General features: G+C 67.1%; 27 protein-coding genes. 13 read left to right on the forward strand and 14 right to left on the reverse strand.

The features are described 5' to 3' along the window. Nucleotides 1–63: 63 nt before the first annotated feature. Entirely contained in the window at nt 64–270 is a 207-nt protein-coding gene (locus E4341_RS03020; RefSeq protein ID WP_055754345.1) for a hypothetical protein, read from the forward strand. Further along, entirely contained in the window at nt 270–851 is a 582-nt protein-coding gene (locus tag E4341_RS03025) for a ClpP family protease (protein WP_165115052.1), read from the forward strand. The genes E4341_RS03020 and E4341_RS03025 overlap by 1 nt, the downstream gene beginning before the upstream one ends. 13 nt (nt 852–864) lie before the next feature. Here the strand turns inward: E4341_RS03025 and hslV are convergent, their stop codons facing one another. Beyond that, nucleotides 865–1,425, reverse strand: coding sequence for an ATP-dependent protease subunit HslV (gene hslV, locus E4341_RS03030; RefSeq protein ID WP_017504950.1), 561 nt, complete (start codon nt 1,423–1,425; stop codon nt 865–867). A 164-nt stretch (nt 1,426–1,589) separates the two neighbouring features. On the opposite strand from hslV, the gene E4341_RS03035 reads away from it, so the two are divergent. Continuing rightward, nucleotides 1,590–1,961 carry a BLUF domain-containing protein gene (locus tag E4341_RS03035; protein ID WP_240893649.1) on the forward strand — a complete coding sequence of 124 codons (372 nt, stop codon included), beginning with the start codon at nt 1,590–1,592 and terminating at the stop codon, nt 1,959–1,961. A 54-nt stretch (nt 1,962–2,015) separates the two neighbouring features. Beyond that, nucleotides 2,016–2,753 (forward strand): molybdopterin-synthase adenylyltransferase MoeB, encoded by a 738-nt coding sequence (locus E4341_RS03040; protein ID WP_165115056.1) that lies wholly within the window; start codon nt 2,016–2,018, stop codon nt 2,751–2,753. 3 nt (nt 2,754–2,756) lie between these two features. Here E4341_RS03040 and E4341_RS03045 read toward each other — a convergent pair whose 3' ends face one another. Beyond that, entirely contained in the window at nt 2,757–3,008 is a 252-nt protein-coding gene (locus E4341_RS03045; protein WP_055807490.1) for a hypothetical protein, read from the reverse strand. Between the two features lie 119 nt (nt 3,009–3,127). On the opposite strand from E4341_RS03045, the gene E4341_RS03050 reads away from it, so the two are divergent. Next, nucleotides 3,128–4,336 carry a DUF6880 family protein gene (locus tag E4341_RS03050; RefSeq protein WP_165115058.1) on the forward strand — a complete coding sequence of 403 codons (1,209 nt, stop codon included), beginning with the start codon at nt 3,128–3,130 and terminating at the stop codon, nt 4,334–4,336. Here the strand turns inward: E4341_RS03050 and E4341_RS03055 are convergent. Then, nucleotides 4,333–5,319 carry a D-glycerate dehydrogenase gene (locus tag E4341_RS03055; RefSeq protein ID WP_165115060.1) on the reverse strand — a complete coding sequence of 329 codons (987 nt, stop codon included), beginning with the start codon at nt 5,317–5,319 and terminating at the stop codon, nt 4,333–4,335. The two genes, E4341_RS03050 and E4341_RS03055, sit on opposite strands and share 4 nt — an antisense overlap. Before the next feature lie 67 nt (nt 5,320–5,386). On the opposite strand from E4341_RS03055, the gene E4341_RS03060 reads away from it, so the two are divergent. From E4341_RS03060 to E4341_RS03080, 5 genes are all read left to right on the forward strand, one after another. After that, nucleotides 5,387–5,959, forward strand: a complete 573-nt coding sequence (locus tag E4341_RS03060) for an SH3 domain-containing protein (RefSeq protein WP_240893603.1) — start codon at nt 5,387–5,389, stop codon at nt 5,957–5,959. A 69-nt stretch (nt 5,960–6,028) separates the two neighbouring features. Further along, entirely contained in the window at nt 6,029–6,562 is a 534-nt protein-coding gene (fabA, locus tag E4341_RS03065; protein WP_055754351.1) for a 3-hydroxyacyl-[acyl-carrier-protein] dehydratase FabA, read from the forward strand. 66 nt (nt 6,563–6,628) lie between these two features. Then, on the forward strand, nt 6,629–7,846 hold the full coding sequence (fabB, locus tag E4341_RS03070; protein ID WP_017504958.1) for a beta-ketoacyl-ACP synthase I: 1,218 nt from the start codon (nt 6,629–6,631) through the stop codon (nt 7,844–7,846). A gap of 57 nt (nt 7,847–7,903) precedes the next feature. Continuing rightward, a complete protein-coding gene (locus tag E4341_RS03075; protein WP_165115062.1) occupies nt 7,904–8,095 on the forward strand; it encodes a hypothetical protein in 192 nt (63 codons plus the stop codon). An 87-nt stretch (nt 8,096–8,182) separates the two neighbouring features. Next, the gene (locus E4341_RS03080; protein WP_165115072.1) at nt 8,183–9,226 is read left to right on the forward strand and encodes an aspartate-semialdehyde dehydrogenase; all 1,044 of its coding nucleotides are present in this window, start codon (nt 8,183–8,185) and stop codon (nt 9,224–9,226) included. Between the two features lie 18 nt (nt 9,227–9,244). On the opposite strand, the gene truA is transcribed toward E4341_RS03080, so the two are convergent. Genes truA through E4341_RS03125 form a run of 9 tightly spaced genes read right to left on the reverse strand, consistent with a single transcriptional unit; the run spans nt 9,245 to nt 16,339 of the window. Continuing rightward, a complete protein-coding gene (gene truA, locus E4341_RS03085; protein WP_165115074.1) occupies nt 9,245–9,988 on the reverse strand; it encodes a tRNA pseudouridine(38-40) synthase TruA in 744 nt (247 codons plus the stop codon). Then, a complete protein-coding gene (fmt, locus tag E4341_RS03090; RefSeq protein WP_165115076.1) occupies nt 9,988–10,911 on the reverse strand; it encodes a methionyl-tRNA formyltransferase in 924 nt (307 codons plus the stop codon). Before fmt ends, truA begins: the two co-directional genes overlap by 1 nt. An 18-nt stretch (nt 10,912–10,929) precedes the next feature. Next, nucleotides 10,930–11,208: a hypothetical protein gene (locus tag E4341_RS03095; protein WP_082854149.1), complete on the reverse strand. Its 279-nt coding sequence runs from the start codon at nt 11,206–11,208 to the stop codon at nt 10,930–10,932. Beyond that, nucleotides 11,208–11,783, reverse strand: a complete 576-nt coding sequence (def, locus tag E4341_RS03100; RefSeq protein WP_165115078.1) for a peptide deformylase — start codon at nt 11,781–11,783, stop codon at nt 11,208–11,210. Before def ends, E4341_RS03095 begins: the two co-directional genes overlap by 1 nt. Nucleotides 11,784–11,840: 57 nt before the next feature. Then, nucleotides 11,841–12,242 carry an acyl-CoA thioesterase gene (locus tag E4341_RS03105; protein ID WP_161639946.1) on the reverse strand — a complete coding sequence of 134 codons (402 nt, stop codon included), beginning with the start codon at nt 12,240–12,242 and terminating at the stop codon, nt 11,841–11,843. 33 nt (nt 12,243–12,275) lie between these two features. Beyond that, nucleotides 12,276–12,854: a hypothetical protein gene (locus E4341_RS03110; protein ID WP_165115080.1), complete on the reverse strand. Its 579-nt coding sequence runs from the start codon at nt 12,852–12,854 to the stop codon at nt 12,276–12,278. 4 nt (nt 12,855–12,858) lie between these two features. After that, complete coding sequence (locus tag E4341_RS03115; RefSeq protein ID WP_165115082.1) at nt 12,859–14,031, reverse strand: polysaccharide biosynthesis/export family protein; 1,173 nt, start codon at nt 14,029–14,031, stop codon at nt 12,859–12,861. 30 nt (nt 14,032–14,061) lie between these two features. Further along, entirely contained in the window at nt 14,062–15,345 is a 1,284-nt protein-coding gene (locus tag E4341_RS03120) for a glycosyltransferase family 1 protein (RefSeq protein WP_165115084.1), read from the reverse strand. Nucleotide 15,346: 1 nt separating this feature from the next. Continuing rightward, complete coding sequence (locus tag E4341_RS03125) at nt 15,347–16,339, reverse strand: SIS domain-containing protein (protein WP_165115086.1); 993 nt, start codon at nt 16,337–16,339, stop codon at nt 15,347–15,349. A 198-nt stretch (nt 16,340–16,537) separates the two neighbouring features. Here E4341_RS03125 and otsB point away from each other — a divergent pair, with 198 nt between their 5' ends. Genes otsB through E4341_RS03140 form a run of 3 tightly spaced genes read left to right on the forward strand, consistent with a single transcriptional unit; the run spans nt 16,538 to nt 20,510 of the window. Then, on the forward strand, nt 16,538–17,266 hold the full coding sequence (gene otsB, locus E4341_RS03130; protein WP_165115095.1) for a trehalose-phosphatase: 729 nt from the start codon (nt 16,538–16,540) through the stop codon (nt 17,264–17,266). 4 nt (nt 17,267–17,270) lie between these two features. After that, nucleotides 17,271–19,055 (forward strand): glycoside hydrolase family 15 protein, encoded by a 1,785-nt coding sequence (locus E4341_RS03135; RefSeq protein ID WP_165115097.1) that lies wholly within the window; start codon nt 17,271–17,273, stop codon nt 19,053–19,055. 42 nt (nt 19,056–19,097) lie between these two features. Further along, a complete protein-coding gene (locus E4341_RS03140) occupies nt 19,098–20,510 on the forward strand; it encodes a trehalose-6-phosphate synthase (RefSeq protein ID WP_165115099.1) in 1,413 nt (470 codons plus the stop codon). 4 nt (nt 20,511–20,514) lie between these two features. On the opposite strand, the gene E4341_RS03145 is transcribed toward E4341_RS03140, so the two are convergent. Both E4341_RS03145 and cobT read right to left on the reverse strand, forming a co-directional pair. Next, nucleotides 20,515–21,489 (reverse strand): esterase-like activity of phytase family protein, encoded by a 975-nt coding sequence (locus tag E4341_RS03145; protein WP_165115101.1) that lies wholly within the window; start codon nt 21,487–21,489, stop codon nt 20,515–20,517. After that, complete coding sequence (gene cobT, locus E4341_RS03150) at nt 21,486–23,369, reverse strand: cobaltochelatase subunit CobT (RefSeq protein WP_165115103.1); 1,884 nt, start codon at nt 23,367–23,369, stop codon at nt 21,486–21,488. Before cobT ends, E4341_RS03145 begins: the two co-directional genes overlap by 4 nt. Nucleotide 23,370 lies beyond the last annotated feature (1 nt).

Genomic DNA, 23,370 nt, shown 5'->3' on the forward strand with positions numbered 1-23,370 from the left:
TGTTCCTAAAGACGAAATCCCGATCTCGGCGGAACCGCTGTGCGGATTTTTCGTTGATGGCGCATGACGCCCCACGCCCTTCTCGTTCCGCGCACCTGCAACACCTCCGATCGCCGCACGATCCGGTGGTGGGAGTGCGAACTGATCGATGACGCCGGATCGCGCCGCTTGCAGAACCAGGCCTTCTTCTCGATCCGTGAAGCCCGGTCCTGGGCGTCGGCGCAGGGCTATCCCGTCAGCGACGACGCCGCCGCTGCGGCCGAGCTTTGATGTCCGACGCGGCGCCGAGCGGCATTCTGACCGCCGAAGCTTTCGATACGCCGCGTATCCTGCTCGCCGGCGCGGTCGACTACGCCATGTACGAGAGATTTCGCCAGCAGATGGCGGACGCGCCCGACACCGGTCTGATCGTCATCGAACTGTCGACCCTGGGTGGTGATCCGGAGGTGGCGCGCATGATGGGCGAGGACGTGCGCTTTCAAAGCGACATCAATCCGTCCCGCCGGCTGGTCTTCCTGGGCAAGGCGGCGATCTATTCCGCCGGCGCGACCTTCATGAGCTTCTTTGCCGTAGAGAACCGCTATCTGACACGCGGCGCCCGGGTGATGATCCACGAGCGCAAGATGGATAAGCAACTTCACGTCACCGGGCCGCTGACGACCTGCATCGCCTCAGTCCGCGCCATGCTGAACGAGCTGGAACACTCCATAGCCATCCAGAACGAGGGCTTCGAGAACCTGGTGCGAGGATCGTCGGTGACGATGGAGGAAGTGCTGAAACGCGCCCCCGCCAACTGGTACATCGAGGCCCAGGAGGCAAAGGCTCGCGGTCTGATCGCCGAAGTGATCTGACCCGTCGGCCAGATCAGGCCTGAAGCGTTTCCACGGTCAGATTGCCGTTGGTGTAGACGCAGATTTCGGCCGCGATTTTCATGGCCTTGCGGGCGACCTGTTCGGCGTCGAGATCGGTTTCCTCGATCAAGGCGCGGGCGGCCGACAGGGCGTAGTTGCCGCCCGAACCCACGGCGGCGACGCCATACTCCGGCTCCAGCACATCGCCGACGCCCGTCACGGTGAAGATGGACGACTTGTCCGCCACCAGCAGCATCGCCTCGAGCCGGCGCAGATAGCGGTCGGTGCGCCAATCCTTGGCGAGGTCGACGCAGGCGCGCGCCAGCTGATCAGGATACTGCTCCAGCTTGGCCTCAAGCCGTTCGATCAGGGTGAAGGCGTCGGCCGTGGCGCCGGCAAAGCCCGCCAGCACCTTGCCGCCGGCCAGAGTGCGCACCTTGCGGGCGGCGCCCTTGACGATGGTCGGGCCCATCGAGACCTGCCCGTCGCCGGCGATCACGGTGCGTCCGTTCTTGCGCACCGCCAGAATGGTGGTGCCGTGCCAGTCGGGGAAATTGGATGCGGTCTGGGTCATGACGATCAGATGGCGCGGCCGGGGGCCGGCATCAAGTCTGTCGCGCCTTGGTGTAACGCTGTCTTATTTTGACCCCAATATTAGCTAGAAGGCGCAATCCGCTTTCGCGGTTCTTAGACATCGAGGGCCAGGTTTTGCTTTATCGCGTCGTTTTCGTGAGTGAAATGATCGGTGGTGCGAACCACACGACCCAATCGCTTGCCGAAATCCTCGGCGCGTCGGAGCGAAACAATCGCCGCGACGAGATCGGCAGCGCCATGCTGTTCTACGAGGGCGAGATGGCCCAGGTCATCGAAGGCGCCCGTGCGGACGTGGACCGGTTGCTGTCGCGCCTCTGGAACGACCCGCGTCATCGCAACATCCGCGTCCTGGATGATCGACCCGTCATGCAGCGGCGGATGCGCGAACCGGCACGGCTGTGCGCCCTCAGCGCTCAGCAGGCCGCTGACATTCTGCGCGGACGGCGCCTGAGCGATCTGTCCAGCGCGGGTCTGGAAAAGCTGCTGTCGTGCGAACACGTCCGGATGGCCGCTTAAGGCGACAGGCGACAGGCCCCTCGCGCCGGAACCTCTGCGGCGCTAGATAGGGCGGTGATCTTTTCCGAAGACGAAGTCGAACGCTATGCGCGCCATCTGGTCCTGTCCGAAGTGGGCGGACCGGGGCAGCAGGCGCTGAGGCGCGCGCGGGTGCTGATCGTCGGCGCGGGCGGCGTGGGGTCTCCGGCGGCGCTCTATCTGGCGGCGGCGGGTGTCGGGGCGCTGGGCCTGATTGACGACGACGTGGTGGGCCTGTCCAACCTTCAGCGGCAGATCGCCTTTTCGACGGCGCAGGTCGGCCGGTCGAAGGTCGAGGCGGCGGCGGAACGGCTGGTCGCCCTCAATCCGCATGTCGCGATCGAAACCTTCGCCGAGCGGATCACCGCCGAGAATGCGGCGGCGCGGATCGCAGCCTTCGACATCGTGTTGGACGGGACAGACGATTTCCAGACCCGGCTGTGGGTTAATGCGGCCTGCGTCGCGGCGGGCAAGCCGCTGGTGTCGGGTGCGCTGGGCCGTTGGAACGGGCAGATCGGGGTGTTTTCGGGAAAGCCCTGTTATCAATGCCTGGTGCCCGAAATCCCGCCGGATGCGGAGACCTGTGCGCGCGTCGGCGTCGTGGGCGCACTGACCGGCGTGATCGGGTCGATGGCGGCGCTTGAGGTCGTCAAGCTGATCACCCGCGCGGGCGAGGCCCTGACGGGACGGCTGCTGCTGTATGATGGATTGGCGGGCTCGGCGCGGACCGTGCGGGTCGCCGCCGATCCGGAATGCCCGGTCTGCGGCGGCTGACGATCAGGCGGCCGTCGCGAAACGGATGTCGGCCAGATCCAAGTCAGGCAGCGGCGGAGCGAAGCCCAGCGCCGGGTTGCTGAGCACCGTAACCAGACGTTCGCCGCAATAGAGATACAGGGTCTCGAACCCGACCCAGTTGCGGGCGATCGCCTCCAGCGCCTGATTGGCCGCCGTGTCGTTCGCCGCGTCGAGGACGCAGATGTCCCGCACCGGAACGCCGGGCAGGTTGACGATGCAGTAGTAGGAGTCCAACGCACACTTCCTCAATCAGGACGCCGGAAACGAAGCGCGTTTACGACGGTTCCTCCCCTGCTAGCGGTTTTCGACAGCCGTGTGAGTTCGGTCCGACAGACTTGTGAAAAGGAGGCCTGATGGCCCGACGTCCCGCCTCGCCCAAACGGCTGAATGCTGCGAATCTCAGCGGCTTAGGGGCTGAGCGTCTGGGCGAACTGCTGATGCAGGCGGCGGATGCGGATGCGATCCTGAAGCGGCGGCTCAGGCTGGTGATGGCGGCCGAGGCAGGGCCGGATCTGCTGGCCCTGGAAATCGACAAGCGATTGACGACCATCGCGGCCAGCCGCGCGCGCGTGTCGTGGCGAAAGCGGCCGGACCTGCTGCGCGATCTGGAGATTCTGCGGGCTGCAATCGTCGAGGATCTGGCCGAGGCCGCGCCGGCGATGGGATTGGAGCGATTGATCGGCTGGTTCGATCTGTTTCGCGGCCTGGCGTCGCGGGTCAAGGATCAGAAGGGCGAACTGGCCGCCGCGTTCGAAACGGCGGCCTCGGACCTGTGGCGGATCGCCGAGGCCGCGGTTCGGACGGACGACAGCACAGTGGCTCTGATGGCGGAGGCGGTGGCGCGGCAACCGCTCGAATACGCCCGCTGGATAGGGGCGGGCGGCGACGATCTGACGGCGGACGTGGCCAAGAGGCTGCTGGATCGTCTCGATACCACATCGAGCGCGCGCGGCATGCGAACGGTCGTGCGACGGCTGGCCGACCGGGCGGGCGATCTGGACCTGTGGCTGTTGATGACGACGCCGGAGGAGCGGGGCTCGCCGGATTTCGCGGCAGTGATGGCCAAGCGGCTGCTGGTCGCTGATCGCATTCCAGAAGCGCGTCAGGCGCTGGAGGCGGCGCTGAAACCGTCGTCCGGCAACCGGCGCTGGACCTTCGGGCGATCGCCGCAGGCCGGACCGCCGGTCCTGACCCCGGCATGGGAGGCGACCTCGATCGACCTCTTGGAAGCCGAGGGCCGCAAGGACGAGGCGCAGGACCTGCGCTGGGCGATGTTCGAGCGCGACCTGTCCGCGCCGGTGCTGCGGGCCTATCTGGCGCGCCTGCCGGACTTCGACGATGTGGAGGCGCTGGACCGCGCCTTGGCTCACGCCGCGACCTACGCCGATGTCGAGACGGCGCTGGGGTTTCTGATGGACTGGCCCGCGCACCGCGAGGCCGCCGCCCTGGTCGAGCGCCGCATTCGCGAGGTGCGCGCGCCGCTGCCGCTCAAGGCCGACTGGGCGGCGCGGCTGGCGCAGAAATATCCCGATGCGGCCGAGCGGTTGCTGGCTGCGCCCTAAAGCATTGCGGGGATGACCCGATCCGGCGGGCGGTGGCCGTTCTGATAGGTCATGACGTTGGCGATGACGCGGTCGCCCATGTCCTGGCGCGCTTCCAGCGTGGCGGAACCCAGGTGGGGCAGCAGCACGACATTGGACTGACCCAGCAGGCCATGATGGATCGCAGGCTCGTTCTCGAACACGTCCAGGCCCACGCCGGACAGGGCGCGCATGGCCACCGCTTGGGCCAGAGCCGCCTCGTCGATCAGTTCGCCGCGCGCGGTGTTGATCAGGATGGCGTGGGGCTGAAGCCGGGCCAGGCGTTCGGCCGACAGCAGATGGTGGGTGTCCTTCGTCGCCGGACAGTTCAGCGAGACGATGTCCATCCGGGCCAGCATCTGGTCCAGGTCGTCCCAGTAGGTCGCGCCAAGCTCTTCCTCGATCAGGGCCGGGACGGGCTTGCGATTGTGATAGTGGACCTGAAGCCCGAAGGCCTTGGCGCGCCGGGCCAGGGCCTGGCCGATCCGGCCCATGCCGACGATGCCCAGCCGCTTGCCCCAAAGCTTGCGTCCGCACATCCAGGTCGGGGTCCAGCCCTCGAACCGGCCTTCGGCCACGACCTGCGCGCCCTCGACGATGCGGCGGCTGACGGCCAGGATCAGGCTCATGGCCAGATCGGCGGTGTCCTCGGTCAGGACACCGGGCGTGTTGGTGACGATGATGCCGCGCGCCACGGCCGCATCGACGTCGATATGGTCCACCCCCGCGCCGAAGTTGGCGATCATCTTCAACTGCTCGCCCGCGCCATGGATCAGGTCGGCGTCGATGACGTCGGTGATGGTGGGCACCAGAACCTCGGCCCGCTGGACGGCGGCCTGCAAGGCGGCGCGATCCATCGGCTGATCCTTCAGGTTCAGCTCGGCGTCGAACAGCTCGCGCATCCGCGTTTCGACCGCGTCGGGCAGGCGTCTGGTTAATACGACCTTAAGCTTGCGGGGGGACATTCTCGGCCTTGGTTAGCGGGCGGCGATTCAGACGGATCAAAGCCCGCGCGACGGGTCGTTCCAATCAGTGTCTAGCAAAGCCGCCGCCATCTTCCAAAGCCTGCGACGCCGCATCGCCCTCGTTGGAGCCGTTCTCGGCCTCGGCGTCATGGCGAGCGCCGGCGCGACCATGCCCGACGGCCGCCCGACGCCCACCGGGCTTGAGGTGCCGCGCTGGATTTCGCTGAAGTCCTCGCACGTCCGCGCGCGCCAGGGGCCGGGTCTGGATTTTCCGATCCTTTGGGAATACCGGGCCGCCGGCCTGCCGGTCCAGGTGATCGCCGAGACGACGGAATGGCGCAAGATCTGCGATCCCGACGGGGCCGTGGCCTGGATCCACCGTACGGTGTCATCGGGCCGGCGTTATGTCTTCAATACGACCGCCGAGGAAGTGCCGATCCGATCGGGCCGATCCGAGACGGCTTCGGTGCGCGCGCGCCTGTCGCCGCGCGCCCTGGTGATGCTGGACGAATGCGCAGAGGGCTGGTGCAAGGTCCGGGCGCGACGGCTGGAGGGTTTCGTGGCTCAGCGGGCCGTGTTCGGCACCCAGGAGCGGGCGTTGTGCAACGCCAATCGGCCTGCGGGCACGGGTCGCAACTGACCGCACGCTGTTGAGCGAAGCGGCGCGGTCGTGTAACCCGCGCGCAACGTATCAAGAAACGGAAGCGCCTTGACCCAGTCCCAATATCCTTCGTCCTTCGATCATGAGGCCCTGCTGGCCTCGGGCCGCGGCGAGCTGTTCGGTCCCGGCAACGCCCAGCTGCCCGCCCCGCCGATGCTGATGTTCGACCGCATCACCACGATCAATGCGGACGGCGGAGAGCACGGCAAGGGCTATGTCGAGGCCGAACTCGACATCCATCCCGACCTCTGGTTCTTTCAGTGCCACTTCATCGGCGACCCCGTCATGCCGGGCTGCCTGGGCCTGGACGCCATGTGGCAGCTGGTCGGCTTCTATCTGGGCTGGATCGGCGGTCCCGGTCGCGGCCGCGCCTTGGGCGTCGGCGAGGTCAAGTTCACCGGCCAAGTCACCCCGGACATCAAGAAGGTGGTCTACAAGATCAACCTGAAACGCGTCATCAACCGCAAGCTGGTCATGGGCATCGCCGACGGCGTGCTGGAGGCCGACGGCCAGGTCATCTACACCTGCAACGACATGCGGGTCGGCCTGTTCGGCGCCAAGGATGAGGCGGCGGGCGGTTAACGCCCCTATATAACCGCGAACAAGGCGGACGGTCCTCGGACCAGGAAGCATCAAGAAGGAAACACCATGCGTCGTGTCGTCGTCACCGGCCTGGGCATCGTCTCTTCCATCGGCCATGGCGCCGAGGAGGTGACCCAGTCCCTGCGCGAAGCCCGTTCGGGCGTCGTTCATGCCCCCGACCACGCCAAATACGGCTTCCGCAGCCAGGTCTGGGCGCCGCCCAAGATCGGCCCGTGGGAAGAGCTGGTCGACCGTCGCGCCGCGCGCTTCCTGGCCAACGGCACCGCGTGGGGCCATATCGCCTTCGAAGAGGCGCTGAAGTCGTCGGGCATGACGGCTGACGAGATCAAGGATGACCGGATCGGCCTGATCGTCGGCGAGGGCGGTCCCTCGACCCAGGTGATCCTGCAGGCGGCCGCGACCACGGTCGAGAAGGGCGCGCCCAAGCGCATCGGCCCGTTCGCGGTGCCCAAGGCGATGGCGTCGGGCCCGTCGGCGGTGCTGTCGACCTGGTTCCAGATGCGCGGCATCAACTATTCGATCAGCTCGGCCTGCGCGACCAGCGCCCACTGCATCGGCGCCGGGGTCGAACAGATCCAGTGGGGCAAGCAGGACGTGGTCTTCGCCGGCGGTTGCGAGGACATCGACTGGTCCATGTCCAACATGTTCGACGCCATGGGCGCCATGTCGTCGGACTTCAACGACAATCCGTCGGTCGCCTCCAGAGCCTATGACGCCAACCGCGACGGTTTCGTCATCGCCGGCGGCGCCGGCATCGTGGTGCTGGAAGAATACGAGCGGGCCAAGGCGCGCGGCGCGACCATCTACGCCGAAGTCACCGGCTATGGCGCCAACGCGGACGGCTACGACATGGTCGCCCCCTCGGGCGAGGGCGCCCAACGCTGCATGAAGATCGCGCTGGAACAGGCCGGCAATCCGAAGATCGACTATCTAAACCCGCACGGGACCTCGACGCCCGTGGGCGACGCCAAGGAGATGGAGGCCGTGCGCGCCGTCTTCGGCGACCAGATGCCGATGATCTCCTCGACCAAGTCGCTGACCGGCCACTCGCTCGGCGCGGCCGGCGCCCAGGAAGCCATCTACTGCCTGTTGATGATGCAGAACGGCTTCGCCGCCGAAAGCGCCCATATCGAAAATCTCGATCCGGCGTTCGAAGGCATGCCGATCCTGCGCCAGCGCCACGACGGCGAACTGACCCACGTCATGTCCAACAGCTTCGGCTTCGGCGGCACCAACGGTACGCTGATCCTGTCGAAGGTCTGATACGAAACCGTTCGGCTCCGTCATCCTAGGGTCAAGCCTGAGGATGACGAGACGGAAGTGAAATCGACGGCTTTGTTGCGCACGCAAGCCCGCGATCAGGCTTGCGCCGTCGATTTTTTCGAGATCGGCCGTTTACACGACCGGTTCTCACCCTTAGAGAGCGTCGCCGTGACGCAGCGCCTGACCAAAGCGATGACCCTGAAAACCACCGGCTTCGGCGGGGCGGTTTCGGGTGCGCGCACGGTCTAGCGTCAAACCCGATCCCAAGCCCCGCCGATGCGCGGGGCAGTCGAACCGGCTGAACCCCGCGCCTCCATCTTTCCTGGAGACGCCTACATGTCCTTTTCCCCGTCCAATCCGCCTCATGTCGGCATTGTCGGCGCCACCGGCCTCGTCGGCGAGATGATGCGCGGCCTGCTGGCCGAGCGGAACTTCCCGCTGGCCTCGCTGCGACTGTTCGCCTCGGCCCGGTCGGCGGGCAAGACCATCCCCTTCGGTGACAACGACATCGTGGTCGAAGATGCGGCGACGGCGGATTATGCCGGTCTGGACATCGTCTTCTTCTCGGCGGGGGGCGAGACGTCCAAGGCCCTGGCGCCCAAGGTGGCGGCGGCCGGGGCGCTGGTGATCGACAACTCCTCGGCCTGGCGCAGCGACCCCGATGTGCCGCTGGTGGTCGCCGAGGTGAACCCCCACGCCCTGGCCCACCTGCCCAAGGGGATCATCGCCAACCCCAACTGCACCACCATGGCCGCCATGCCGGTGCTGAAGCCCCTGCATGACGCGGCGGGCCTGAAGCGGCTGACGGTCTCGACCTATCAGGCGGTGTCGGGCGGCGGGGTCGAGGGGATCCGTGTGCTGGAGGATCAGTCGCGTGCGGCCGTGGGGCAGGGCGCGGCCCTGGCCCGCGACGGCGGGGCCGTGGACTTCGGCGCGCCCGAAAAGTGGGTCGTGCCGATCGCCGCGAACGTCGTGGCCCTGAACTACACGCTGGGCGAGGACGGCTATACCGACGAGGAACTGAAGCTGCGCGACGAGAGCCGCAAGATCCTGGATATCCCCGGCCTGCCGGTGTCGGGCACCTGCGTGCGGGTGCCGGTCTTCACCGGCCACTCCCTGTCGATCAATGTCGAGTTCGAACGACCGCTGTCCGCAGCCCAGGCGCTGGACCTGCTGGGCCGGGCGCCGGGCGTGATCGTCACCGCCGTGCCGAATCCGCTGGAGGCCGCAGGCCAGGATCCGGTCTTCGTCGGCCGGGTGCGTCCCGATCCGACGGTCGAGCACGGCCTGGCCCTGTTCGTCTCCAACGACAATCTGAGGAAGGGCGCGGCCCTGAATGCGGTGCAGATCGCCGAGGTTCTGGTTCAGCAGCGCGGCTGACCGGCCGGCAGGCGGGGTTCAGTCGTAGCACACGCCGCTGAGATAGAGCCCCGCCGAGGGGGCGACGGGGCCGCACCGGGCGCGGTCCCTCGCCTCCAGCGCCGCCTTGACGTCGTGGGCGCTCCAGCGGCCCAGGCCCACCTCGACCAGGGTTCCGGCCATGGAGCGGACCTGGCGGTGCAGGAAGCTGCGGGCCTGGAACACCAGATGCACCTCCTCGCCGAAGCGGGACACGCGGGCCACGTCCAGGGTCTTGACCGGCGACCTGGACTGGCAGGCCATATCGCGGAAGGTGGTGAAGTCGTGATGACCGACCAGGACCTGGGCCGCCTGGTGCATGGCCTCGGCGTCAAGGGTCTTCTTGACGTGCCAGACCCGGTCGCGCTCCAGCACCGGCTGGGGGCGGCGGTTCAGGATCCGGTACAGATAGCCCCGGCCGGTGGCCGAGAACCGGGCGTGCCAGTCGGGATCGGGCGCATATTCGGCCGCCAGGACGCAGACGTCCTGCTTGATCAGATGGGCGTTGATGGCGTTCAGGACGGTGTCCACCGGCCAGTCGCGCTCCAGATCGGCATGGATGACCTGGGCCGTGGCGTGGACGCCGGTGTCGGTGCGGCCCGCCGCAGCGATCCGGATCCGCTCGTCGGAGAAGGCAAAGATCGCGGCCTCGACCGCGCCCTGGACCGTCGGCTGGTCCGCCTGGGCCTGGAAGCCGTTATAGGCCGTGCCGTCGTATTCGATCGTCAGCTTGTAGCGCGGCATCAGCCGAGCACGGTCCCGGTCGGCAACGCAAAACCGCGCAGCATCTCGTCGGCCGACTGCGCCGCCTTGCCTTCGCGCTGGACTCGGATCAGACGCACAGCGCCGGTCCCGCACGCCACGGTCAGGGCGTCGTCCAGAGTCTCGCCCGGCGCCCCCGAACCGTCCGCCAGGGCCGACAGCAGGGCCTTCACGCGCACCGGCCCGGTGTCGGACGGCGCCTCGAACCAGGCGCCGGGGAAGGGCGACAGGCCGCGGATGTGGGCGTCCACCTCGGCGGCCGGGCGGGTCCAGTCGATCCGGGCCTCGGCCGGGGTGATCTTCTTGGCATAGGTCGGCTCTCCGACCTGCTCGGACGGCGTGACCCCGCCCCGGTCGATGGCGGCCAGCGCGCGGGGCCACAGGCCCGCGCCGACATGGGCCATCCGTTCGGACAGGCTGGCGGCCGTGTCGTCGGGCAGAATGTCCATCAGTTCGCTGAGCAGGATTGGGCCTTCGTCCAGACCCAGGCTCATCTGCATGATCTGGACGCCAGTCTGTTTGTCGCCGGCCATGATGGCGCGCTGGATCGGGGCAGCCCCGCGCCAGCGCGGCAGCAGGGAGCCATGCAGGTTCAGACAGCCCAGGCGTGGCGCTTCCAGCACCTCGGTCTTCAGGATCTGGCCATAGGCGACGACGCAGGCCGCATCGAGATCCAGACTTCTGAAGGTGTCGATCGCCTCGGCATCCTTCAGGCTTTCGGGCGTGAAGACGGGCAGGCCCATGGTCTCGGCGAAGGCGTGGACGGGCGACGGCGTCAGCTTCTGGCCCCGGCCCTTGGGGCGTGGCGGCTGCGAATAGACGGCGACGATTTCGTGACCCGAGGCGATCAGCTCGGCCAGGGACGGCACGGCGAAGTCGGGAGTTCCCATGAAGGCAAGGCGCATGGGCACGCCTTTAGAGGTTTACTGCCAGCGGGTGAAGACGCCGCCGCCCTCGTCCCATTCGCCGCCCGCATCCAAGGCGTCGTCGAAGTCGAGCAGGCGATCCAGCAGCAGACCCGCCACGACGCCCAGCAAGGCCACACCGGCCAGCGTCGCGACACCGGCGACGCCGACCTTCTGGCTGCGCGTCAGGCGACGACGGCCCGAGGAGTCGATGATCAGCGATCGGCCGCGCGGGATGGACGGCGCGATACGACGTGCGGCGCGTTCGATACGTTCGGGGCGGACGATCTTGGTCATCAGGCGGCGATCCTGTCGCGGGCGGCCTTCTTGACCTTGGTCACGGCGCGGTCCCGCTTGAGACGCGACAGATGGTCGATGAAGAGCACGCCGTTAAGGTGGTCCATCTCGTGCTGAATGCAGACGGCGTAGAGACCCTCGGCCTCTTCCTCCACCGACTGACCGTCACGGTTCAGATAGCGAATGCGGACGCGGGCCGGGCGTTCCACCTTGTCGAAATACTCGGGGATCGACAGGCAGCCCTCTTCGTAGGTGTAGAGCTCGTCCGAGGTCCACAGGATTTCCGGGTTGGCGAAGAAACGCGGGTTCTTGCGCGCCTCGGCGTTCTCGGCCGCCTCTTCCTCGGTCTCGCAGACCACGCCGTCCTTGTCGCCCAGGTCCATGACGATCACCCGGTCCAGAGCGCCGATCTGCACGGCGGCCAGGCCGATGCCCGGCGCGTCATACATCGACTCCAGCATGTCATCCATCAGGGCGCGGACGGCGTCGTCCACGGCCGCGACGGGCTTGGATATCTGCTTCAGGATCGCCAGGTCGGCGGCGTTGTCGATGGTGAGTATGCGTCGAATGGCCATGGCCGGGACGTAGGCCCGCCCCGGCGCAAGGTCAAGATTTGCGCCTCTTGCCGGGCTTTACGCCTTGCCGGGCAGAGGACGAGGTTTGCGGTGCTCGTCGATGGCGACATAGGTGAAGACGCCTTGGGTCACGCGTACCGACGCGGCCTGAGGCTGGCCCCGCGCGCGTTTCCACGCCTCGACCTGGACGCGGATGGAGGTGCGGCCCGAGCCGATGACGTGAGCGTAGATGCTGACCTCGTCGCCGACCGAGACGGGCTGGTGAAAGACCATGCCGTCCAGCGCCACGGTGGCGCAGCGCCCGCAGGCCAGTTCGAACGCCGGGGTCGCGCCCGCAAGGTCCATCTGGGCCAGCAGCCAGCCGCCGAAGATGTCGCCCTCGGGATTGGTGTCGGCGGGCATGGCGATGATGCGACCGACGGGCTGATCTTCGGGCGGATATTCGGGGGCGTCGGACATAGGAGGAGCCTGCAGTTCGGGGAGGCCGGCTCTCTAGCGCGGCCTTGGCGGCTTGTCGCCCTTGAGCGCCCTGGGACGTGCGGGCTCTGGCACGGACAGGGTGAGACGGGATGTGCGAAAAGGCTGTGCATCGCGCAGGGCGCGCCAGGCGGCGCCCAGTTCCATGGCGGTCAAGAGATGATCGTGGGTCAACACGCCGCGCCGAGACGCCCGCAAGGTCGAGACATCGGCCATCAGACGCGCAGCGGCCTGCACATCCTCGCGGTCCGACCGCGCCCCCAAATCCTCGAGGCGGGCGAAGCGCCAGCCGTGTTCGGGCGGATAGCGCAAGGCCAGGGCGAAGCGCTCGGACGGCTCGATTCGGCGGGCTATGAAAATCCAGTCCGTCGTCTCGGGATCGCGACGATAGTGGCCCGGCTGGGTGGGAAGGCCGGCCTGCGCATAGATCTCCAGCGCCCCGGCCTCGATTTCAGCCAAGGCCAGGCTCAAGGCGTCGGGTTCTTCCGGCTCAAGCTCGGTCGGCCGCTCGAACGCGTCGATCGTGTCGTCGACGGGCGCAGCCGGTGACTTGCGTGAAAACAGTCCCGAAAGCAGCGCCCGCCGTCTGGCCATGACGTCAGTTGTTGTTGAGCGTGCTGGTCACCGACACGTCATAGACGACGCGGGTCAGGCTCTGAACGACCTCGAAGAACTTGCGCATCTCCGCGGCGCCGGCCAGGGGCACATAGATCACGTCCTCGGGCATGACCTCCATGTTGGTGGCGGCGAAGACATTGGCGGCGTCGCTGAAATCCAGCTCATAGACGACCGGCACGCCGCGCGGGGTGGCCGGCTGATTGATCCCCAGCGCCTGGGCCACCTCGGGACGTTCAAAGCGGAAGATCAGAACGCGACGCGCATTGGCCGTATTGGTGTTCAGGCCGCCGACCTTGGACAGGGCGCCGGTCAGGGTCACGGGACCGGCCGGCATATCGACCTGGGCCACGGCGTTCAGGCCGCCGAAGGTCGAGAAACGACGGGGCTTGTACTGAACATTGACCACGTCGCCGCGCTGCAGACGCACGTTCTCGCCGAACTCGGTTGTCACCGCCGACAGGGGCGCGGTGTAGGTGCGGCCCTCGCGCTGGATCGAGATGGTCAGGTCGTCGGTGGTGCGGGCCGAGCCGCCGGCTGCGGCGATCACGTCCAGAATGCGGTCGCTGTTGACGCCCAAGGGCGCGCGACCCGGCTGGCGCACGTCGCCCAGCACGTTGACCGTGTTGGAAGCGTTGCCGGCGATGGACACCAGCACCTGCGGATTTGCGACTTTGCCAACCAGGGCGCGCCGGATCGCCGCCGCCGCTTGGGTGGATGTGAGGCCCTGAACACGAACCTGACCGCCGAAGGGTATGGTCACTGAGCCTGACCGATCGACCGTCGCACCGGGCAGCGCCTGATTGCCGCCGGACATGGTGGCGGCGTTTCGGCCCGACGCCGAGCCGGCGCCTAGGGTTCCTCCGAACAGCGAGCCGGACGGATCGAAGATCGAGATCGCCAGGGTGTCGCCCTCGCCGATCACGTCTGCGGGCTGATCGCTCGATCCTGCCGCGAGGCTGCCGAAGAACTGCGGCGGGATCTGCTTCATACGTTCGGTGGCTTCGAACGTCAGCGGCACCAGCGCGTAGCTGCCCAACGCCGAAGCGGTGGTGGCCCCGGCGTTGACCGAAGCGCCCGAGGGTCCGTCTCTAGGTAGGGTGGAGCAGCCGCCGAGAATGGCGACAATAGCAAGCGGCAGGATGGTGCGCGTCATGAAGCTGGAAAGCCCTCGTTCGCGGATTGATTACAAGCCTTTGGGCGCGCTCGCCAGTGGCGAAACGGTTTGAAGCCCGATGGCGTCAGCGATGCTGCGGAAATGCTCGGTCCAGGACGGCGCCCTGTAGGAGGGCGAGGGTATCGGCGCCGCCTTGGTCGCGCGCTCGATGGCGGCCAGCCAACCTAGGCCGTCAAGCGGATCGATCAGTTCGGCGTTCGGCGTCAACTCGCGGTGGGGCGGAATGTCGGAGGCGATCAGCGACAGACCCATGGCGCAGGCCTCTACGGCGGGAAGGTCGAAGCCTTCGACGGACGAGGGGGCGAGTATGGCGCGGGCCCCGCGCATCAGCCTGGCCAAGACAGCATCGGAGAGATTCGCCGCCTGGTGAACGACCCCTTGCAGATTGGGCGAGCGCTGCAGATGATCCAGCACCGCCTCGTTCTCCCAGCCGTAGCGACCGACCAGCACCAGGGACGGCGTCTGATCGCCCATCCGTTCTTCGAGGCGCCGCCAGAGGGTCAAAAGCAAGGCCAAATTCTTGCGCGCCTCGATCGTGCCGACGTGGACGAAATAGGGGCGTGGCACCGCAAAGGCGTCCCCTGCGACGAAGGCCGGCTCTAACCCGAGGTGGGCGACGTGGACCGGCGGCAGCGGCAGGCCCTCGCGCTCGGCGAAGGCGCGAAGTTCGTCGCCAGTGTAGGCGGAGTTGACGATGATCCTGCTGGCCAGACGCAGGGTGTTTGAGACCCGCGCATGATGTTTGTCGCCGTCGCCGGGCCGGCAGAACTCAGGATGGGTGACGGGGATCAGATCGTGCAGCAGCACGACGCGTTCGATCCCCGCGGCCTTCAGATCTTCGAGCGCCGTCGGCTCGTGCAGGGTGGTGTGGCCGACGGTCAGATACAGGTCGGCCTGCGGCAGCGGGGCGACGTGGCGCGAACGGAAGAACTGTTTGAACACCCGCGTCTTGTCGGCAGGCTTTTCCTTCTCGGGCGCGGGCGCCGGGCACAGCACCGAGGCGGTCGGCCGTCGGTCCGTCGTGAGGGCGGCGAGTAGCCGCTGTTCGTGCGCCAGATCGGCCGCCGTGCTGGCGGCGCCGTTCCATTTGGCGCGCAGGTCGGCCACGAACCGCCGGAACCAGCCGATCTCGACGGCGACCAGCCGGTTCTTGCGGCCACGCACTGGGATGGTCGTGACATCAGGCGAGGCCAGCAGCCATTCGGCATAGGCCAGACACACCCGGTCCACGCCCGTGGGCGCCGACCGTTCGGCCCGGCTCATCAGCCGGCTGGCGTCGTAGAGAATGCGCATACTAGGCGACGTAGCCGGCCTGCATCAGTTCGGCGATATGGACGATGGCCGTTGGTTTGCCGTCCTCGACCACGAACAGATTGGCGATCTTGTTGGCTGTCAACAGATCGACGACGTCGCTCATCCGCGCATCCGGATCCACGGTGATGGGATTGGCGCCCATGATATCGGCCGCCGTAAGATGGGTGGTGTCGCGCTGGAAGGCTCGGCGCAGGTCGCCGTCGGTGACGATGCCCGTGAGAGCGCCATCGGCGTCCAGGACGGCCACGGCGCCCTTTCGGCCTTCGGTGATCGCGGAGACCACGTCGCCAAAGCTGGCGTTCAACGGCACGCTGGCCGGGACGGCGGCGTTGTCGCCCATCCATTCGCGCACGCTTTGTAGGCTCATGCCCAGGGCGCCGCCGGGGTGGTGCAGGCCGAAGTCCATGGCCGTGAACTCGCGACGATCCATCAGCACCATGGCCAAGGCATCGCCCAAGGCCAGGGTCATAAGGGTCGAGGTGGTGGGCGCCAAGCCGTTGGGGCAGGCCTCGGCCACCTTCGGCATGGTTAGGCAGACCGCCGCGTTTCGACCCAGGAAGCTGGCGGGCCGCTGCGTGATGGCGATCACCGGAATGCCGTTGCGTTGGCAATAGATCAGCGGATCACGCAGTTCGCGGCTCTCGCCCGAGTTGGAGATGGCCAGCACCGTCACGTCGGGACGCAGCATACCCAAGTCGCCGTGGCTCATCTCGGCGGGGTGAACGAAGAAGGCGTTGGTGCCGGTCGAGGCCAGTGTGGCGGCGATCTTGCCGCCGATATGGCCCGACTTGCCCATGCCGGTGACGACGACATAACCCGGCCGGCTCATGATGACATCGACCGCGCGCGCCATCGACACGTCGATCGAGCGTTCCAGCGCCTCCAGCGCTTCGATGTTCAGGCGCACGACCTCACGGGCGCGGTCGGTCATCACGGCGATGTCGTCGGGGGTCGAGTGAGCGATCTCGGTCATAGTGTTCTGGCCCGCAGCCGGGCTCTCCTTCTTTGACGAGCGCGATCCGCCATGAGTGCGTTTCGCGCGCCGCCTCCCTTTCAGACGACTTTGTCGGTTTCTGGTCAACCTTTGCCGCTCTGGCGCGTTACATCGACCGGGGAACTAAAACAAAGAGTTTGATCGTCAATGCCGTCTCATGCCGGAGCCGCTTCGCTATTGCTCCTGACACCGCCTGTGGTCGCCGACGGGATCGCGCTGTTCCTGGACATGGACGGCGTGTTGGCCCCGATGGCGCCGACCCCCGATGCGGTGGTGCCGACCGCCCGTCGTACGGCGGCGCTGAAGGCTGTCGAGGCGCGACTTGCGGGCCGCGTCGCCATCGTCAGCGGCCGCACCATCGCCGAGATCGACCGCATTTCCGATCATGCCCTTGTCTCGGGCTCGGGCGTGCATGGCCTGGAGCGGCGTCTGAAGGACGGCTCAATTGAACGCAAGACGCCCGACGCCGGCGTCGCCCAGGCGCTGGATGCGTTCGAGGAATTCGCCGCCGATCGCCCCGGCGTGATCGTCGAGGACAAAGGCGTCTCCGTCGGTCTGCACTATCGTCAGGCGCCGGATGAAGCCGGCGCCGCCAAGGGGCTGGCGGCCGAGCTTCAGGCCGAAACGGGACTGACGCTCCAACCCGGTCATATGGTGCTGGAGCTGAAGACGCCTGGCGCCGACAAGGGCACGGCCGTCACGGCCTTTATGCAAGAGGCGCCGTTCAAGGGGGCGGTCCCGGTCATGCTGGGCGACGATCTGACCGATGAATACGGGTTCGAGGCTGCGGCGGCGCTGGGCGGATACGGCGTGCTGGTCGGCCCCGAGCGCGAAACAGCGGCCCGTTACCGACTGGACGATGTGGATGCTGTGCTCACCTGGCTTGAAGCCGTAGCGAAGGCCTGAACCGATGAAGCCCAATCTGGATCTGTTTCCCATCGGCAATTGCGGCGTCAGCGGCCTGATCGACCGCCAGGGGCGTTTCGTCTGGGCCTGCGCGCCGCGCGTGGACGGCGACCCGGTCTTTTCCGCCCTGATGGATGGCATGGCGCCCGAGCACGGCTTCTGGGCCATCGAGATGGAGGACGTGAAGTCGATCGATCAGACCTATGTCCGCAACACGCCGGTTTTGCGCACGGTCATGACGGCCGATGACGGATCGTCAGCCGAGATCATCGACTTCGCCCCGCGTCATCCGAAACATTCGCGCACCTATCGGCCGCTGGCTTTCGCCCGCATCGTGCGGCCGCTGTCGGGGACGCCGCGCATCCGTGTGCGGTTGCGGCCCTCGACAGACTGGGGCGCGCGCCCGGCGCCGCACACCTCCGGATCCAACCACATCCGCTATATGTGCGCCGACGTCACCTTCCGCCTGACGACCGATTGTCCCGTGTCGCATGTGCTGGAGGAGCGCGTATTCCGGCTGGAGCGGTCGCACGCCTTCTTCCTGGGCCCGGACGAGGGCTACGACCAGGATGTCGGCCACGGCGTGCAGGGCGCGCTCGATCGCACGGTCGCTTATTGGCAGGACTGGGTGCGCAAACTCTATCTGCCGCTCGACTATCAGGAAGCTGTGATCCGCGCGGCGATCACGCTGAAGCTGTGCGCCTATGAAGAGACCGGCGCCATCGTCGCCGCCATGACGACGTCGGTGCCCGAGTTCAAGGAGAGCGGGCGCAACTGGGACTATCGCTACTGCTGGATCCGCGACGCCTATTACACGGTGCGGGCGCTGAACCGGTTGGGTGCGGTCGACATCCTCGAAAACTACCTCGTCTATCTGAGGAATCTGGTCGACGATTCCGCCGGCGGTCATGTCCAGCCGGTCTATGGCGTGGGTCTGGAGCCTGGAATCGGCGAGAGCATCATCGACAGCGTCGAGGGCTACCGCGGCATGAAGCCGGTACGGATCGGCAATCAGGCGCACGAACATCTGCAACACGACGTCTACGGACAGATCGTGCTGCCTCTGGTTCAGGCCTTCTATGACGCACGGCTCCTGCGTCCGGGTACGCTGGAGGATTTCCACGCGCTGGAGGCGATCGGCGAGCGCGCCTTCGCCATGCACGATCAGACCGACGCGGGCCTGTGGGAGTTCCGCACCATTGCGCGGGTCCACACCTATTCATCCGTCATGTGCTGGGCCGCCTGCGACCGTTTGGCCAAGGCGGCCGAACATCTGAACCTGCCGGATCGTGCCGCCTTCTGGCGTGAGCGGGCGCAGATCATCCGTCAGCGGATCGAAGCCGAGGCCTATCTGCCTGATGAGGGTCGATTCGCCGCCAGCTTCGGCGGCCGCGAGTTGGACGCCTCCCTGCTGCAGATGACCGATCTGGGCTTCCTAGAGGCGCACGATCCGCGTCAGGTCGCCACCTTCGACGCCATCGAGCGCGACCTGAAGAAGGGCAGCCACCTATTCCGCTATGTGGAGCCGGACGACTTCGGCGAGCCGGAGACCGCCTTCAACTTCTGCACCTTCTGGTTCATCGAGGCGCTGCATCAGAACGGCCGCATCGAGGAAGCGCGCACCATCTTCCAGGAAATGCTGAGCCGGCGAACGGCCGCAGGGCTGTTGAGCGAGGACATCTCGATCGACGATGGCGAGCTGTGGGGCAACTATCCGCAGACCTATTCCCTGGTCGGCATCATCAATTGCGCCGTGCTGTTGAGCCGTTCCTGGACCGATGTGCGTTAATGTCTGGACCCCGGGGCTGGGGTCGCCGTGTGAAGTGAAGTCATGAGCCGCCTGATCGTTGTTTCGAACCGGGTTTCGGCCCCGACCGACCCCGCCGCCGGGTCCGCCGGCGGCTTGGCGATGGCCCTGTCCGCCGCACTTAGAAAATACGACGGCCTGTGGTTCGGTTGGTCGGGCGAGCGGGTGGATCACTACACCGGCGAGGTGAAGATCGAGGACCGGGCCGGCGTCACCGTAGGGCTGGTTGACCTGGAGGGGCAGGACGTCGACGAGTACTACAACGGCTACGCCAACAAGACGTTGTGGCCGCTGTTCCACCACCGCATCGACCTGGCCCAATATGAGCGGTCCTACGGCGAGGGCTATGAGCGGGTGAACCGGCGTTTCGCCGAGGCGCTGGCGCCGTTGATCCAGCCCAACGACATGATCTGGATCCACGATTATCACATGATCCCGATGGCGCGGGATCTGCGCCGCCTGGGCGTGCGCAACCGGATCGGCTTCTTCCTTCACACGCCATGGCCGGCGCGGCAGTTGCTGGTGACCCTGCCGCATCACCGGCGGCTGGTGGAATCGATGTTCGACTTCGACCTGATCGGTTTCCATACCCAGGAATGGAGCGATCTGTTCACCGACTATGTGGTGTCCGAGGCTCAGGGCGAGTTGGACGGGACCGGCGGGCTGGAGTGTTTCGGTCGCAAGGTCCAGACCGGCGTCTTCCCCATCGGCATCGATGTGGACGGGTTCCTGGCGGCGCGAAACTCCGCGCTTGGGGCGCGAACCTATGACCGGATGGCGGCGTCGTCGGCCTTCCGGTCGATGATCGTGGGGGTGGACCGGCTGGACTATTCCAAGGGGCTGGAAGAGCGGCTGCTGGGTTACGAACAGTTCCTGCACGACAACGCCTCGATGCGGGGCGAGGTCTTCCTGTTGCAGGTCACGCCCATCTCGCGCGACGACGTGGACAGCTATCAGGACATTCGTTCGCGGCTGGACGCCCTGGCGGGACGGATCAACGGCGCCTTCGCCGACATGGACTGGCAGCCGATCCGTTATCTGAACCGCACCTATCGCCGGGATCAACTGGCGGGCATCTACCGCGCGGCGCGGGTGGGGCTGGTGACGCCGTTGCGCGACGGTATGAATCTGGTGGCCAAGGAATATGTCTGCGCCCAGAATCCGGACGATCCCGGCGTGCTGATCCTGTCGCGCTTTGCCGGGGCGGCCGAACAGATGGGCGAGGCGCTGCTGGTCAATCCCTACAGTCGCGAAGAGCTGTCGGACGCCATCCAGAAGGCGCTGACCATGCCGCTGGCCGAGCGGATCCGAAAATGGGAGGCCTTGATGGATGTGGTTCGCGCGACCGATGTCGGCATCTGGCGCGATGATTTCGTGCGCGCCCTGCAAGCCGATGAATCGACCTCGCAACCGACGCAGTGGGCCGGCGCGGCCTGACTGCCTAGCGGAGGTCGAAGGCCAGCATCAGGGTGCGCTGGGCCGGATTGAAGTTGTCGTCGGAGAGGATGTAGAGGCGGGTCCCGCCGTTTCGCATCTCTGCGGCGATACCCTCGAAATTGTCGGTCGTGCCGGGCAGTTTCAGCTCGATCAACACCGGCCCCAGCGTTCCGTCGGGGGCCATGCGGCGCACGCGCGCGCGCATGTCGATGGGCGCCCGGTACAGGCGCTGGACCACGACCCATCCGGCGCCGGACGGATCGCGATCCAGGCCGGTGATGCGGTATTCGCTGTCGGGGATGGGGTTTGCAGGTGGCGCGCTGACGACCGTGCATCTTGCCGCCGTGCAGTCCCAGATGCCGCCCGCCTCGCCAGAGACGCGCCAGCCGCCGGGTGCAACGGCCAACCCCTCCATCCCGTCGTTCTCCGTGAAGGCGAAGTCGGGCGACCGCACCGGCGTCGGATGGGTCTTCAGCGCCGACAGGGGACCGTAGTTCCAGATCCGGTGACGCCGCTCGAAACTGACCAGCAGATCGCCGGAGGGGGTGATGGCCAGGCCCTCGGCGTCGCCGTCCGACTTGTCGGAAATCGCGGCGCCGTCCTGAAGGGTCAGCCGACGCGAGCGGAAATGATCCAGCCCGACCAGCCGCCCCCGGGCGTCTAGGCGAATGTCGCCGCGCACCAGATCACCGGTGTCTGACACCGTGACGAAACCGCCGTCGCCGGTCAGCTTCAGGTCCGACAGGCTGTGCAGCGGCGAGGTCGGCGCGGCGCTGATCTGCAGGCCGCCGGCGAACGTCACGCCGTCAGCCAGCTGCGTGCCGCCGGGCAGGCCTAGGCTGACGCTTCGCAGTTCCGCGACCTGGGGCGTCCAGCCGTCCGATGACAACGGATAGGGACGCGGCGCGCCCAGCGAGGCGGCGCAGGCCGACAGCGACAGGGCGATCCAGACACTGGCCAGCCGGCCGAAACGGCTCATGCCACCAGCTTTCGCTTGGTGCGACGGGTGGGACCGGCCGCGCCCTCGTTCTCGAAAAGTTCGGCCAGCTTCTCGGTCATGGCGCCCGCCAGTTGTTCCACATCCACGATGGTCAGGGCCTTGCGATACCAGCGGGTCACGTCATGGCCGATGCCGATGGCCAGCAGTTCAACCGGCGAGCGATCCTCGATCTCGGCAATGACCTGGCGCAGGTGCTTGTCCAGATAGAGGGCCGCATTGGCCGACTGGGTCGAATCGTCGACCGGCGAACCGTCGGAAATGACCATCAGGATGCGGCGCTGCTCGGTGCGGGCCAGCAGGCGATTGTGCGCCCATTGCAGGGCTTCGCCGTCGATATTCTCCTTCAGCAGACCTTCGCGCATCATCAGGCCCAGGTTCTTCTTGGCCCGGCGCCAAGGCGCGTCGGCGGCCTTGTAGATGATGTGGCGCAGGTCGTTCAGGCGGCCGGGGTTTTGCGGTTTTCCGGCCGTGATCCAGGCCTCGCGGCTCTGTCCGCCCTTCCAGGCGCGGGTGGTGAAGCCCAGGATCTCGACCTTCACGCCGCAGCGTTCCAGCGTTCGCGCAAGTATGTCGGCGCAGACCGCCGCCACCATGATCGGCCGCCCGCGCATCGAGCCGGAGTTGTCCAGCAGCAGGGTCACGACCGTATCGCGGAACGGGCTTTCGCTCTCGGCCTTGAACGACAGGGGGGCGGTCGGGTCGGTGACGATCCGGGTCAGGCGCGCCGTGTCCAGCATACCCTCTTCGAGATCAAAGACCCAGGAGCGGTTCTGCTGCGCCAGCAGGCGGCGTTGCAGCTTGTTGGCCAGGCGCGACACGACGCTGGACAGGATGGCCAGCTGGCCGTCCAGCAGGGCGCGCAGCCGATCCAGCTCGACGGGGTCGCACAGGTCGGCGGCGTCCACCACCTCGTCGAAGGCCGTGATGAAGACGCGGTAGAAATCGACCGCGCGACCGTCGTCGGCCGTCTGCTGACGGTTCGGCTGCTGGCCTTCCTGAAGTTCCGGGCCATCGTCGGCGCCTTCGCCGTCGGGATCGGCGGGCGCGCCTTCGGGGCGACTTTCGCGCTCTTGCTCGGAAGACTGATCGTCGGCGTCGCCCTCCATCGATTGGGAGCCTTCGCCGCCGTCCTGCTCTCCCTCCTCGTCCTGATCGTCGTCGGCCGCAGGGTCCTGAGGATCGGGCTCCTCGTCGCCGGGATCTTCGGACGTATCTTCGCCGCGCCCGTCGCCGGGATCGAGGTCCAGCGCGCGCAGCACCTCGCGCATCTTCAGTGCAAAGCCTTCCTGATCGCCCGCCGTTCCGGCCAGGGCGTCCAGCTTGGCGCCCGCCTTGGCCTCGATGTTGGCGCGCACCAGATCCAGCATGGCCCGGGCGCCGTCGGGGGCGGGGCGCCCGGTCAGCCGCTCGCGCACCAGCAGGGCCACGGCCTCGGACACGGGCACGCGGTCGGCGTCGCTGATCCGCAGGGCGCCGGTCTTTTCCAATCGCGTGATCAGGGCGGCGCCCAGATTGTCGTGCACTCCGGCAAGATGTTCAGAACCGAAGGCCTCAACGCGCGCCTGTTCGACCGCATCGAACACCTCAGCCGCCTTGGCGTCCGCTGGCCGCATCCGGCTGTTCACCGCCGCATCGTGATTGGCCAGACGCAGCGCCAGCCGGTCGGCCTGGCCGCGCAAGGACGCGCTCTCGGGCCCGGACGGATCGCGGGGCGGATGGGGCAGGGTCAGGACGCCGTTCGACAGTTTGGGCCCGTCGGACCCGAACACCACCTCCAGATCGGGCTGTTCGGCCAGCGCCCGCGCGGCATGACCCAGCGCGCGCTTGAAGGTTTCGGCGGGAGTATCCGGGGCGGCCATG

This window comes from Brevundimonas sp. 'scallop' (assembly GCF_011045535.1).
In the GTDB taxonomy this organism is placed as follows: domain Bacteria; phylum Pseudomonadota; class Alphaproteobacteria; order Caulobacterales; family Caulobacteraceae; genus Brevundimonas; species Brevundimonas vesicularis.

Coding starts and splice junctions, on each gene's coding strand:
- E4341_RS03020 (WP_055754345.1), top strand. CDS start 64: ATGACGCCCCACGCCCTTCTCGTTCCGCGCACCTGCAACACCTCCGAT.
- E4341_RS03025 (WP_165115052.1), top strand. CDS start 270: ATGTCCGACGCGGCGCCGAGCGGCATTCTGACCGCCGAAGCTTTCGAT.
- hslV (WP_017504950.1), bottom strand. CDS start 1,425: ATGACCCAGACCGCATCCAATTTCCCCGACTGGCACGGCACCACCATT.
- E4341_RS03035 (WP_240893649.1), top strand. CDS start 1,590: ATGATCGGTGGTGCGAACCACACGACCCAATCGCTTGCCGAAATCCTC.
- E4341_RS03050 (WP_165115058.1), top strand. CDS start 3,128: ATGGCCCGACGTCCCGCCTCGCCCAAACGGCTGAATGCTGCGAATCTC.
- E4341_RS03055 (WP_165115060.1), bottom strand. CDS start 5,319: ATGTCCCCCCGCAAGCTTAAGGTCGTATTAACCAGACGCCTGCCCGAC.
- fabB (WP_017504958.1), top strand. CDS start 6,629: ATGCGTCGTGTCGTCGTCACCGGCCTGGGCATCGTCTCTTCCATCGGC.
- E4341_RS03080 (WP_165115072.1), top strand. CDS start 8,183: ATGTCCTTTTCCCCGTCCAATCCGCCTCATGTCGGCATTGTCGGCGCC.
- truA (WP_165115074.1), bottom strand. CDS start 9,988: ATGCCGCGCTACAAGCTGACGATCGAATACGACGGCACGGCCTATAAC.
- fmt (WP_165115076.1), bottom strand. CDS start 10,911: ATGCGCCTTGCCTTCATGGGAACTCCCGACTTCGCCGTGCCGTCCCTG.
- E4341_RS03095 (WP_082854149.1), bottom strand. CDS start 11,208: ATGACCAAGATCGTCCGCCCCGAACGTATCGAACGCGCCGCACGTCGT.
- def (WP_165115078.1), bottom strand. CDS start 11,783: ATGGCCATTCGACGCATACTCACCATCGACAACGCCGCCGACCTGGCG.
- E4341_RS03105 (WP_161639946.1), bottom strand. CDS start 12,242: ATGTCCGACGCCCCCGAATATCCGCCCGAAGATCAGCCCGTCGGTCGC.
- E4341_RS03110 (WP_165115080.1), bottom strand. CDS start 12,854: ATGGCCAGACGGCGGGCGCTGCTTTCGGGACTGTTTTCACGCAAGTCA.
- E4341_RS03115 (WP_165115082.1), bottom strand. CDS start 14,031: ATGACGCGCACCATCCTGCCGCTTGCTATTGTCGCCATTCTCGGCGGC.
- E4341_RS03120 (WP_165115084.1), bottom strand. CDS start 15,345: ATGCGCATTCTCTACGACGCCAGCCGGCTGATGAGCCGGGCCGAACGG.
- E4341_RS03125 (WP_165115086.1), bottom strand. CDS start 16,339: ATGACCGAGATCGCTCACTCGACCCCCGACGACATCGCCGTGATGACC.
- E4341_RS03135 (WP_165115097.1), top strand. CDS start 17,271: ATGAAGCCCAATCTGGATCTGTTTCCCATCGGCAATTGCGGCGTCAGC.
- E4341_RS03140 (WP_165115099.1), top strand. CDS start 19,098: ATGAGCCGCCTGATCGTTGTTTCGAACCGGGTTTCGGCCCCGACCGAC.
- E4341_RS03145 (WP_165115101.1), bottom strand. CDS start 21,489: ATGAGCCGTTTCGGCCGGCTGGCCAGTGTCTGGATCGCCCTGTCGCTG.
- cobT (WP_165115103.1), bottom strand. CDS start 23,369: ATGGCCGCCCCGGATACTCCCGCCGAAACCTTCAAGCGCGCGCTGGGT.